At 45.7% G+C, this 11,655-nt stretch carries 15 protein-coding genes; 4 read left to right on the plus strand and 11 right to left on the minus strand.

From position 1 onward, the window contains the following. Window positions 1-282: 282 nt before the first annotated feature. Together QUB16_RS31520 and QUB16_RS31525 are read right to left on the minus strand one after the other, a co-directional pair. A complete protein-coding gene (locus QUB16_RS31520; protein WP_333322193.1) occupies window positions 283-1,218 on the minus strand; it encodes a polysaccharide deacetylase family protein in 936 nt (311 codons plus the stop codon). 628 nt (window positions 1,219-1,846) lie between these two features. Further along, a complete protein-coding gene (locus QUB16_RS31525; RefSeq protein ID WP_333322194.1) occupies window positions 1,847-3,439 on the minus strand; it encodes a bifunctional pantoate--beta-alanine ligase/(d)CMP kinase in 1,593 nt (530 codons plus the stop codon). Window positions 3,440-3,485: 46 nt separating this feature from the next. Here QUB16_RS31525 and QUB16_RS31530 point away from each other — a divergent pair, with 46 nt between their 5' ends. Further along, window positions 3,486-3,635, plus strand: a complete 150-nt coding sequence (locus QUB16_RS31530; protein WP_333322196.1) for a hypothetical protein — start codon at window positions 3,486-3,488, stop codon at window positions 3,633-3,635. Between the two features lie 130 nt (window positions 3,636-3,765). Here the strand turns inward: QUB16_RS31530 and QUB16_RS31535 are convergent, their stop codons facing one another. Beyond that, window positions 3,766-4,842, minus strand: coding sequence for a septal ring lytic transglycosylase RlpA family protein (locus QUB16_RS31535; RefSeq protein ID WP_333322198.1), 1,077 nt, complete (start codon window positions 4,840-4,842; stop codon window positions 3,766-3,768). Between the two features lie 495 nt (window positions 4,843-5,337). Between QUB16_RS31535 and purM the strand changes: the two genes are divergently transcribed. After that, window positions 5,338-6,363 carry a phosphoribosylformylglycinamidine cyclo-ligase gene (gene purM / locus QUB16_RS31540; RefSeq protein ID WP_333322200.1) on the plus strand — a complete coding sequence of 342 codons (1,026 nt, stop codon included), beginning with the start codon at window positions 5,338-5,340 and terminating at the stop codon, window positions 6,361-6,363. 410 nt (window positions 6,364-6,773) lie between these two features. Here the strand turns inward: purM and QUB16_RS31545 are convergent, their stop codons facing one another. Further along, window positions 6,774-7,607 (minus strand): pentapeptide repeat-containing protein, encoded by an 834-nt coding sequence (locus tag QUB16_RS31545; RefSeq protein ID WP_333322201.1) that lies wholly within the window; start codon window positions 7,605-7,607, stop codon window positions 6,774-6,776. Between the two features lie 213 nt (window positions 7,608-7,820). On the opposite strand from QUB16_RS31545, the gene QUB16_RS31550 reads away from it, so the two are divergent. Together QUB16_RS31550 and QUB16_RS31555 are read left to right on the plus strand one after the other, a co-directional pair. Continuing rightward, the gene (locus tag QUB16_RS31550; RefSeq protein ID WP_333322203.1) at window positions 7,821-8,012 is read left to right on the plus strand and encodes a hypothetical protein; all 192 of its coding nucleotides are present in this window, start codon (window positions 7,821-7,823) and stop codon (window positions 8,010-8,012) included. A 56-nt stretch (window positions 8,013-8,068) separates the two neighbouring features. Then, a complete protein-coding gene (locus QUB16_RS31555; protein WP_333322205.1) occupies window positions 8,069-8,242 on the plus strand; it encodes a hypothetical protein in 174 nt (57 codons plus the stop codon). 108 nt (window positions 8,243-8,350) lie between these two features. Here the strand turns inward: QUB16_RS31555 and QUB16_RS31560 are convergent, their stop codons facing one another. The 7 genes from QUB16_RS31560 to QUB16_RS31590 form a co-directional block, all read right to left on the minus strand. Continuing rightward, window positions 8,351-8,761: a hypothetical protein gene (locus tag QUB16_RS31560; protein WP_333322207.1), complete on the minus strand. Its 411-nt coding sequence runs from the start codon at window positions 8,759-8,761 to the stop codon at window positions 8,351-8,353. Continuing rightward, on the minus strand, window positions 8,745-8,945 hold the full coding sequence (locus QUB16_RS31565; protein ID WP_333322209.1) for a hypothetical protein: 201 nt from the start codon (window positions 8,943-8,945) through the stop codon (window positions 8,745-8,747). Before QUB16_RS31565 ends, QUB16_RS31560 begins: the two co-directional genes overlap by 17 nt. A 73-nt stretch (window positions 8,946-9,018) precedes the next feature. Beyond that, window positions 9,019-9,168 (minus strand): hypothetical protein, encoded by a 150-nt coding sequence (locus QUB16_RS31570; RefSeq protein WP_333322211.1) that lies wholly within the window; start codon window positions 9,166-9,168, stop codon window positions 9,019-9,021. Next, window positions 9,162-9,590, minus strand: a complete 429-nt coding sequence (locus tag QUB16_RS31575) for a hypothetical protein (protein WP_333322212.1) — start codon at window positions 9,588-9,590, stop codon at window positions 9,162-9,164. The genes QUB16_RS31570 and QUB16_RS31575 overlap by 7 nt, the downstream gene beginning before the upstream one ends. After that, the gene (locus QUB16_RS31580) at window positions 9,587-9,907 is read right to left on the minus strand and encodes a hypothetical protein (protein ID WP_333322214.1); all 321 of its coding nucleotides are present in this window, start codon (window positions 9,905-9,907) and stop codon (window positions 9,587-9,589) included. Before QUB16_RS31580 ends, QUB16_RS31575 begins: the two co-directional genes overlap by 4 nt. 46 nt (window positions 9,908-9,953) lie before the next feature. Then, window positions 9,954-10,571 (minus strand): Uma2 family endonuclease, encoded by a 618-nt coding sequence (locus QUB16_RS31585; protein WP_333322215.1) that lies wholly within the window; start codon window positions 10,569-10,571, stop codon window positions 9,954-9,956. Window positions 10,572-10,727: 156 nt separating this feature from the next. Beyond that, the gene (locus QUB16_RS31590; RefSeq protein WP_333322216.1) at window positions 10,728-11,462 is read right to left on the minus strand and encodes a hypothetical protein; all 735 of its coding nucleotides are present in this window, start codon (window positions 11,460-11,462) and stop codon (window positions 10,728-10,730) included. Window positions 11,463-11,655: the final 193 nt, after the last annotated feature.

Consider the following 11,655-nt stretch of genomic DNA (forward strand, 5'->3'; position numbering starts at 1 on the left):
GGACGGGCGGGACGCCCATCCCACAAACTTGTGGAAGTTATTTAATTCTCATTCCTAACACTGTACGGGATGTAACGGATGTCAGGAAGAAGGAAGAAGGAAGAAGGAAGAAGGAAGAAGGGAAATGGAATTAAAGCAATGGTTTCAGGAGTTAAGAACGTCGCCGGGAATCGGGGGCGGTTGCTACTTCTTCCTTCTTCGTTCGGCTAGAGTTGTGAAAAATTCATCTAACGACATACAAAAAAATGGAAAAGTGGTGTAAAATCCCACTTTTCCAAATTGTTATTTTTGTGCCGTTTCCTGTTGTTGTAAGTCTTGTTCTTGCATCTGCAATAATTCGGGAACTGTTACGAAACTGTACCCTTCCTTTCTCAATCGAGCAATAATATCAGGTAAAGCTTTTACAGTTCTCGCTCGATTGCCACCGCCGTCGTGCATCAACACAATGCCGCCGGAATTTGCCTGCCTCATCACGTTGTCTATCAAAGATTCCGTAAGGGTGCGCCAATCAAAAGAATCAGCAGACCACATCACAACTGCATAATTTTTCTTTTGAGCGTAAGCGGCCAATCCATTGTTTAAAATGCCTCCTGGCGGGCGGAACATCGATGTTTGGATGCCGGTTAACTCCTCAATTAAGGATGAAGTGCGATCGATCTCGCGAGCGGCACCGTCTTCGTTATACTGCCGGTATTCATGGTTCCAAGTGTGATTGCCGATCGCGTGACCGGCTGCTGCGACCTGTTTGCCAATTTCGGGAGAATTGTGCAGGTATCTTCCTACCCAGAAGAATGTAGCCTTAATATTATTTTCCTTGAGAATATCTAGGATTTGTGTAGTTGTTTTCGGCCAGGGGCCGTCGTCAAATGTCAGGGCGATCGCCTTGTGCTGGGAGTCTAGTTTCGCGTGACGAAGGGTTGTACCTTGAAACTGATCCGGTACGGCTGATTGAAATCGGATTGCCTGCAATTGGGCTAGAGCACTTTGGGAAAATTCAACTCGACGGGCGATCGCCTCGGAGAACTTATTAATATTGGACATCGGCTGTTGTTCTTGCGACTGGGATACGGCCAAGACTTGCGCCTGAATCGGTTCCAAGGGCTGATTGGCACGCAAGTTAATCGGCCATGTCACACCCAGCAAAAAACTTCCTGTTGCTGCCATAAAAGCAAGTATTAAAGTTTTTCGCCGCCTCCACAGCAGTTTCAATTTTGTCACGTCATTCTCTCCTTCACACCTTGTACAGTTAATTTGAGATTTTATGTTGATATCAAGTTAATCCACTTAAGAGGATAATCTTAAATTGGACAGTCCGTAAAAATGCTACTGGAAATAACCGATCGTGGGGCAGTCCGTCAGGATAAAAAAATTTAAGATTTGTGCCCCAGAAATCCCCTAACCCATGAAAACGCGGGATGGTTGAACTTTTTCCCCAGCCAGGGGGACGGCGCTCAAATCGGATTCATGGCACGATATTCTCAGGGACTCAGCCCGCATCGGCCCGCGTCCCTACCTGAGACTGCAAGTTGGTTTAACGTGAGATGTTGCACTATTGTCAATAAGCTTTTTAGGAACAGGCCCGAAAGCCTGTTCCACAAGAAAATCTACTCTTTGTGGAACAGGCATCTTGCCTGTTCTTGAGAATAGTGCAAGATGTGAGTTTAACCTGAGATGTTGCACGATTGTCAATAAGCTTTTTAGGAACAGGCTTTTCGGCCTGTTCCACAAGAAAATCTACTCTTTGTGGAACAGGCCGAAAAGCCTGTTCTTGAGAATGGTGCAAGAGTGAGGTTAACCGGATTTGAGATGAGGGCGATCGCGCCCGCCCCCAGGGTCGTAAAATTAATTAACTTTTATCACCGATTCTCTCTTTGTACAAGCCGACAATCCGATCGATAACTTCAGCAACAGTCAGATTGTCTGTTTGAATTTCCACAGCATCGGCCGCTTTACGCAAAGGTGCAACCTCGCGGGTGCTGTCCTTTTCGTCCCGCAGGGCGATGTCTTGTTCCAATTGGGCCAAGCTAATATTAGCCCGATCGGTATCTTTAAGTTCTAACAGCCGCCTGCGCGATCGCTCTTGTACCGAAGCCGTCAAAAAAATCTTCAGTTCCGCATCGGGAAACACGTTAGTGCCGATATCGCGGCCTTCTGCTATAATCCCGCCTTTTGTGCCGCAACGCCGCTGTTCCTCCAGCAGAAACTGCCGCACGGCAGGAATTGCCGCCATTTCCGAGACGCGGGATGTCACTTCCAAACTGCGAATTGCCTCGGTTACGTCTTCGCCGTTAATCTTCAACATCTTTGATGCGGGATCGAGGTTGTATTCCAAATAACTGGAACTGATTAATTCGGCGATCGCACATTCGTCGGAAATCGGCGTGTCTGTTTTCAATGCTAGCCAAGTCAGCGCCCGATACATTGCCCCGGTATCCAGATAAAACAAGTTCAAAGCTGTTGCTGCAAGGCGAGTTACGGTAGATTTGCCTGCTCCCGCCGGGCCGTCGATCGCCACAATGGGCCGGCGATTCCTGAGAATTATATTGTCAATCAAACGAGTAGAGCCAACTCTGGCGGCTATGGCTAAAAGTCCCGCTGTTTCCACAACCTGCAAGGCCGTCAAAGTGTCGGGATCGACGAGTTCGGCGTATTCGAGCTTGACTGCGGGCTCTCCTGCGACTGCTGCGCGGGCGGCAGCGAGTGCGGCTGCTGCGGTGCGGTCCCCTGAATAAAAAGTTTTCGAGGCTTGTTGCAGCGCGCGATAGAGTACGGAGGCTTGCTGTTTTTGCTCTACTGTTAAATACTGATTGCGAGAACTCATTGCCAGTCCCGACTCTTCGCGCACGATCGGACAAGCGACAATCTCTACAGGCAAGTTAAAATCCAAGACCAGCTTCCGAATAATTGCTAGCTGCTGGGCGTCTTTTTGACCGAAATAAGCTTTTGTCGGCTGCACCAAACTCAAAAGTTTAGTAACAATTGCCGCGACGCCCTGAAAATGACCGGGCCTTGCTTTGCCGCACAAAACCGATGTCATCGCCGGTGGCGGCACTACTTGAGTTAAGGATGAAAGGTGAATCTCTATCTGTTTTTGCGCGGTTTGCTCTGTTTCTGTACGCTCGACCGCTTGGTTGCCGAACATTTCGGTTGCTGAGGGAGCAAATATGGCATCAACGCCAGCTTGTTCGCACAACAGTCGGTCTTGCTCGATATTCCGAGGATAATCTTGAAAATCTTCTGTAGGCCCAAATTGCAGCGGGTTGACAAAAATGCTGACCAGGGCGATCGCATTTTCTTGCCTTGCCCGCTGGATCAAGCTCAGATGCCCTGCGTGCAAAGCTCCCATCGTCGGCACCAAACCGACTGTCAAATGAGGTGCAGCAGACTTTTGTAAATTTAAGTAGCAGCGAAGTGCTGCAATGGTAGTAAACAGGCGCACCGGTAGAATCTCCTGAAGGCATTCGGCAGAATGCAGAGTTTATTTGTTGTCAGAATTTGTTCGACTTGAAATCTTACATCATCCTCAAGAACAGGCAAGATGCCTGTTCCACAAAGAATGGTGGAAGATGTCAGTTTTATCTCACATCTTGCACCCTTCTCAAGAACAGGCAAGATGCCTGTTCCACAAAGAATAAGTTTTCTTGTGGAACAGGCATCTTGCCTGTTCCTAAACAAGTAATTGACAATGGTGCAAGATGTCAGTTTTATTCTACTTTCTGCTTTCTACACTTCGGATAACTTTTGTATTCTGCCTGAGAGTAACCTTCAGCGTCCACCAGTTGTTTGTTGCGGCGGTTCGATCACTTCGATTTCCACTCTGGCAACGCCACTGCTGATCATTCCCAGCACGCTGGCGGCGCCGGCGGACAAGTCAATGAGCCGATCGCCCACAAAGGGGCCGCGGTCATTAATGCGGACGACCACGGTGCGGCCGTTGTCGAGATTTCTCACCATGACTCTAGTTCCGAAGGGCAAGTGGCGGTGGGCTGCGGTCAAATCATTTTGGTTGAAACGCTCGCCGCTGGCGCTGAGGTTGCCGTCAAATCCCGGGCCGTACCAGGAAGCCCAGCCGCTGAGCCGCAATTGAACTGGACCCAGAGACAGCAGGGGGGATTCTGGTTGGGGTTTGCCTGCGACTGCTTCCAGGGGTGGGGCGTTGCCTAGGAGGCGGCGGAGGCGATTGGTTGCTTGCAGGGCGTCTCGGCTAAAGTTGCTGGTGGTGTCGGGGAGGATGGTTTCGGCGTTGATGTTTACCAACTCCTCGCCGTTTGCCTGGATAATGTAGCGATCGCCTTTTTCCCACTTAACGGTAATGCTGTTGGGATCGATGTTGTTGCGGGCTAGCTGATTGAGTCTTGCTGCTAAGCTTGATGCCCGCCAAACTGGATCGGGTTCTTGGTTGCTAGAGTTGCTGGCAATGTTTCCGACTTTGGGATTTTCTCTTGCGCCCGCTACTTTTGACGGACTGCTAGGACGGGCTTGGCTGTTGCCAGTTTCTCCCAAAGGCGTGTTTGTTTCCGGACTGGCGTTGAGAAATGTGATGACTGGAATGTTTCGCACGTAGACTGTCGCTGCTTGTCGCCCGCCTAAGTTGTGGGGCTGAATTTTGGCGATCGAGTCTCGGGCAATTTCAGCTCTTGCTTGATACTGATACTGTCCGACTTTTTGCGCTTCGACCCGAGTAGCGTTTAACTGCCGGGACGGTTGGGTGGCAATTACTTGCTTGGAAACCTGAGAGTTTTGGTTGTCGGCACCTGTTGCTTGTGCGTGACAAGAGGATGCCGTTCCTACCACAGGAACTAACAGGACAGCGAGTAGACCACCAACAAATTTTTCCTTCATACGTCCATTTTTGTGAATAGCCATTGCCAACCGAGATTGGAGGATTGGCCGTTTGGCGACAGGCGTCAAGGATTTCTCTCTTGCCCTTCGCCATTCCCCCGTGAGTCAAAGCAAAGTATCCGGGTGCGTTTTTGCTTTAATGCTTCCACCCAAAAAAAATTTGGCGGAAACTTCCCTGACACTTGACAACTCATACTCGATCGGCAATTTGTGTGTTGTTCACGAACTGCAACAGACTACCACAAACTTTTGCGGTTGGGGATCGCTGCGATCGCCATTTTCACCAAATCCTCATCAAATTTTCTCAAAACCCTCTATCATAAAACCCTTTAGTTCCAGTGCTTACAGCCGTTTCAGTCTTTACGGAAAAATTTACAAAAATTTACAAAACTTTAGTGTATTTTGTGGGCTACGAAATGGCTAGTCTTAAAAAAGCTGTTTGTCAACTGTTATGGGAATAAACTAAAAATTAGAAGAAATCGATTTGGCGGACTTATGGATTATCGAGAAGCAGGTGTGGATGTTGAGGCGGGCAGAGCTTTTGTCTCGCGCATCGGGAATATGGTCAAGAGCACGCACCGATCGGGAGTTTTGGGCGGATTCGGCGGGTTTAGCGGTTTTTTCAGCGTCCCGGAGGGTTTAAAAGAGCCGGTGATGGTTTCGGGTACTGACGGCGTTGGGACTAAGTTGAAATTGGCCCACAATCTCGATCGGCACGACACGGTAGGTATCGACTTGGTGGCGATGTGCGTCAATGACGTGCTGACATCCGGGGCCGAACCCCTCTTTTTTCTCGATTATTTAGCCACGGGAAAGTTAAATCCCGAACAATTAGCTGCGGTGGTGGCCGGCATTGCTGACGGTTGCAAGCAAGCGGGCTGTGCTTTACTCGGAGGGGAAACGGCAGAAATGCCCGGTTTTTACTCTTCGGGTGAGTACGATTTGGCGGGGTTTTGTGTGGGAATTGTCGAAAAGAGCAAATTGTTGGACGGTTCGCGGGTGCAGGTGGGAGATGTGGCTGTGGGGCTGGCAAGTTCGGGCGTGCACAGCAACGGTTTTAGTTTGGTGAGAAAAATTGCGGGCGATTTGGGTTTTGACTGGCATTCCCAACCCGAAAAGTTAGGTGGCAAAAGTTTAGGAGAAGTGCTGCTAACTCCGACTAAAATTTATGTTAAACCAGTCCTCGAAGCAATTAAGAGCGGTTTAGAAATTCACGGCATGGCTCACATTACGGGCGGTGGTTTGCCGGAAAATTTGCCCCGCTGTTTGGGAGTTAATCAATCTGTGAAAATTGACAGCAATAGCTGGCCCAATTTGCCAATTTTCCAGTGGATTGCTGAAGCGGGCCAAGTTGCCACAACCGATATGTTCAATACTTTTAATATGGGGATTGGCTTTGTGCTGTTGCTCGATTCGAGGGAAGTAGAACAGGCTGTTAAATGGTTTGAGTCTCAGGGAATTGGTGCTTGGGCGATCGGGGAAGTGATTGAGGGGAAAGGAGAATTGATCATGGGTAATTAGTAGGAAGCAATCGCAGGGGCTGAAGATTGCTTCGCTTTTTTGGTGCAATAACAGGGAATTTCAATGTGCCTTCATCTGTGTATATCTGCGGTTAAGTTTATAATTGTGAAAGTAACCGCAGAGGACGCAGAGGACACAGAGGAAGAAAGAGAAAAAGGAATTCACAACTGATGACTCGTTGCTACAAATTTAAATGAAATTGAAATAAGCTGTTGTGCTTTTAAATACGGTATAATTCAAAATTATTTCCGTGAATTAGTGTAAAAATTTCCGCCGAACGTTTAAATTAATTGAAGAGCTATACTATTTATTACATCGAATCTGAAATGAAGGATTGTTAATTATTGAAGTGAGAAAATATTAAAAACCAAGGTAATGTTTGTATCACAGTTTAAATCAAACACACCTTATTAGGCTTGTACGTGACTCAAAATTTCCAAAAACTCCTGCACAACTAGATCCGGTTGTTCGCTGCATCGGGTAGGATCGTAATGTTTGACAAGACTGATGCCAGAATCTATGAAAAGCTGGCACTTTTCATCTTCTGTTGTGTTTGGATGGGATGATTCGCTGTCAATTTTCAGTATCCCTAGCTTGTTTTGGTGGAAGATCAGAAAGTCAGCTTGTTGGTTTTGTCTCCCTGCGGGTGTTGTCAGTCGGAGTTGGGAGTTGGGGATGAAGAGGGTGGAAGTGCGATCGAGTATTTCGGCAATTTTCACTTGTGCGTCGGAGTGAAGGCGAAAACCGTTCCAGTTAATTTCGTTTTCTGAGTCAGCCTGAGTTTCCTGATTTTGTTCATCTTCAATATCTGTGAATTCTTCAGATGATGCTGTGTTGTCATCCGGTGCGATCGATCCTTTGTAGTCAGCTTGAGACAAATCTGTTTCAATGAAGTTAGCAACTACTCTAGCTCCATTTAAGTTCGCACCACTTAGATTTGCACCGCTGAGGTTAACTTCGATTGTCAGATTTCGCTGTAAATTCACTTTGTGTCGTCGCCTGTAGCGCTTTAAGACTGACTGAATATTATCTTTTTTCACTTTCTCTCCAAAGGCTTCAGATAGTTGTTTCCAGAGCTTAGCACCCGCATCTTTGATATAATCTGAGTCATAGCCTGCGCTTTTAGCAATTTCTATATAAGACAGTCCATCCCAAGATTGCCGAAACACTAGCTCTTGAACTTTATTGAGACTTTCGTAGTCTAGTACACTTTCTACAAGTGTTATTGCTTCCTCAACTGTCATTTGTTAAACTCCCTAAACAATGAAACGTTCATGTTGGCGTAACAGTTAGCGACACCCTTATAGATGAAATCCATCGTCAGATATAGATTTTACTGCAATTACTCAAAAATATTACTTTTTTATTACTTTTTTATTACTTTTTTATTACTTTTCCCACTGTTAAAGCTCATATAGATTCGTTATGGTGTTAATAATTTAAACGAGGAAACTTCCATGATTGCTGTAGTTGACCCAATTAGTCTCATGGTTATTGGTTCTGTTGTTGGAGCTATAGCTGGTGGTGTGCGCGGTGCGGCAAAAGACACTAAAGATCCTGTTAAAGGAGCTTTGAAAGGAGCTGCAACAGGTGCTATTATTGGGGGTACTTGCGGATTAGCAGGTCAGCAACCTCCCAAGCAGTCCTAAATCTAGTCTGTGGGATTGCGTTAAATAGTTGTAGCTAATCACACTATGGAGGTTTTATGATCGCGATAATTGACCCTATTACCGCTACTATAGTCCTCTCTGCTATAGCAGGAGCAGTAGTTGGACAGAAAGGCAAGAACATTATTGATGGATTAGGTGCAGCTAACACTGCTACTAATTTTGAAAAAGGGGTGGAATCTTTAGAAAGAGAAAGCACTAAAGATCGGTAAAATCATTGATTGATTATGTTAGAATTCCCAATTATTTGATTGGGAATTCTGTATTCTATATTGAAAAATTTTAACAATAAAGATAATTGCGATCGCACTAGCGATCGCTCAACCCTTAACTACCTCCAAACCCGTATCTTTAGCTACTTGTTCCGCTACAACTTCCTCCAAAGTAGCGACTCTCTCCCACTTAGACTCTATTGGCTCAAACTGACAGTAGCAAAGTACGATCTCATCCCAGTCGCAGTCTTCGCCAACACCAGGATAGCACTGTACTCTTGCGATCGACCAGTCGCTTTGGCGGTGGTAAATTTCTCCGTCTGCGAAACGTTTAGACTCTCCCAGGCGATCGCCAACTTTGGGGAGAGTTCGGTTTTTGGAATAGTCCATCTCTTCGTGCAGCAAGTAAGTACCAGAACCTATTGCATCCAGCCTTTTTTCCCATCCAGTCTGGGCACCGTCAGTGCGGTAAATCTTCAGTGTTGGCTTGCATTTAAGCGAGTTAATCTTGGTGGTCATACCACAACTCCTGAAAGTTAATCTCTTCTCCTACAAACTCGCAGTCTACCTTCAAAACTGGATCGTTATTAGGAATAAATCTCTGGTAATCCCAGCCGTATTTTTTAGCCATTTCCGCGCATTTATCTGGATCTGTCGCTGGCTTTGTAAATCGCTTTTTCTGGGACGGGTTAGTTTCGGACATTTTACCACCTTGGAATTGAACGCCGCAGCCTAATTATACCGCCTTTTCTTTAGACTATCGCAACTGTCTAGTATTAAATAGAACTAAAGTGGCGAAATAAAAAGGAGCGATCGCCATTCGGCAAACACGCCCAATAATTACGATCGCCCTTCTTCTTCTCAGCATTCTCTGACAGAGGGCGATCGAGCTTTTTGAAGTGCGATCGCTCCCACGTCCTTACCACATAAACAGTTCTTTGTCAACATAAACATATTTGCCCAAAACCGTCAGCGGCATCATCTCCCCGCTGCCAAGTAAATCAATTGAAACCCCATCTCGAATCAATATTTTAAACAATTCCTCCTCATCTTTTATCAAACTAGCATCTAATTCAATAACTTGACCTTCTTCCCTCATTACCTCTAATAAATCAGAAGTAGATACCTGAAATATTTCCCGATTATTACACCGCGCCGTCCAGCAATTGCCGTAACTGCCCGTAGCTTCAATATCAGATATTGCCCATTGCTTTAAGAGATAAGTTTTTTCTAAATACTCAAGGATTTTTGCAACTCTTAATTCCAGTTTTTCTTCTGCTTCGCAGCACAGAGTCACAGCCCATTTTTGACCGATATTATAGGTAATAGCCGACTTTTCAGATTTCATAATGCTTCCGGGATTCTACTTCTAGTAGGAGTACCACCGGTGGGATTTGGTATCCACCGATGTTGATGCGGTGGCGGCAGATGATCTGGACGGGGATTGCCATTAGGATAGGTGGGACTTGTAAAATCAATATCTCTCACGGGTTGCCCTGACTCATCAAATTCTCGCGCCTGATAAATCCTCTGGTTATAAGTATCCCATCTTAACTGAGAATGAGGGCCTAGAGCGCTCGGATCGGGTCTTGATTCCCCAAGTCGTGGCGGTTGCTGGTTTTTCAGAACAAGTGTGCCATCTGCATAGCGCGAGTGAACTGACAAGCTAAGTTTATGCCTTTTACTCAATCAACTTAATTATTCTATCACTTCACTCCTGAGACTCAGACTCAAAATCCACGCGATCGTAAATATCACCCAGCACCATCTCAAACTCCACACAACTCAATCTCAACACCGCATCAGCACCCTCATACTCAGACAAAACCCACTTATTATCATCCGTCTTAGAAAACTGTTCAACGTGCATCTCGTATTGATCTATCAAAACATACTCTCGAAAAGTAGGAATCGTGCGAAAAAGTTTAAACTTGCCGCCCCTGTCATAATCCGCCGTCGATTCCGATAAAACCTCAGCCACCATCACCGCATTAGTAATCGTATCTTTCCTACCCTCAGCAAACTCCAACTTCCCCGCCACTAACATCACATCTGGATAAGTACAAACTTGCTTCTGCGGTATCCACAAACGCAAACCTAAAGCAAATAAATGATAATCTCTCTGTTTTTTCAAAGCGAAGTTCAAAGGAGCAATCAAATTACCTACTATCAGGTTGTGATTGGCGGAATTAAGCGCCATTGGTAATATTTGACCGCTATGATATTCACTTTTATACTCTGCTGCCTCTTCTAATTCAAAATACTCGAATGGAGAGTAATAAGGCTGTGCTTTCTCGATTGCTTCGCGTATTTCTGTTAAGGCCGTCATAGTAAATCCTGGGACGATCGTACTTACAATTATATAGTCCTGGACGCGCTACGACCAAAGAAACCGGGTTTTTTACGAAATACTTCGTTGTAGGACGCAGATTGGGAAAAAACCCGGTTTCTGGGCATCATGCGTAAGTTTAATCGAAACTACAGCTCACAAATCCTCATTTTGTGTTTCAATCACCTCTCCCTCAAACTCAAAACCCCGCTCCATACCATCAAAATACTTCTCAATATTAGGCTTAATCCACAGCGCTGCTTCCCCGTGTCCCAACTCCACAGCTTTATCAATTATCTCCTTCCAATCTCTCAAAGAAAATCCCGTCGCTTCCATTGTCTTCAAACAATCCCAAACAAAATTTGGCACCGATACCGGTGACACCGCATACCTCAACAATTCCTCTGCACCTTCGGGCGAAATAATCACATTATTCTCAACCCAAATCATACCCACATCTTCTTCTCTTTCCCCTTGCCAATTCACTTCGCCTCTCAAAACATAACCCCAAGGTTCAATAAAATTGTTGATAATATACTGCAACCATTCGACATAATCATAAAACTTTTCCATGCCATTCCACTGAATCCCACCGCCGTCAGCAGTCGGAATCCACTGACACCACAATCCGGGCTGAGTCTTAGGCGGGCGGTTGTAATTAACAACAGAAACTTCGGAGTCTTCATCCCATTTTTCATTCACAAAATAGCAGCCCTCTTCGCCCACAGGTAAACCAACTGCTTCTCTTGCCGAATCGGGAATACTTTGCAAAATCGCCGGATTTCGCTTCATTCGTCTAGTTCGAGAAAACTCCAATAAGTAAATAGCTTCGCTGTCTAATAACCGTTTATTTAAATGAAATATTCCGTCAAAAATTGTAGTGTATCCCATGATTTATACCTATTATAAATGTATGGTTTTGTTTTTTTTTACAACAAAGTTTATTGTTTGTGGAACGGGCTTCTAGCCCGTTGCTAATCGGGAGCATCTCAGTTTTGCATTTACAGTGCGAGCGTCCCCGCTCGCGTATTTTACAATACGCGAGCGGGGACGCTAGCACTACAATAAAAAAATGCTTTTTACA

It is taken from the genome of Microcoleus sp. D3_18a_C4 (assembly GCF_036702415.1).
Lineage (GTDB): Bacteria > Cyanobacteriota > Cyanobacteriia > Cyanobacteriales > Microcoleaceae > Microcoleus.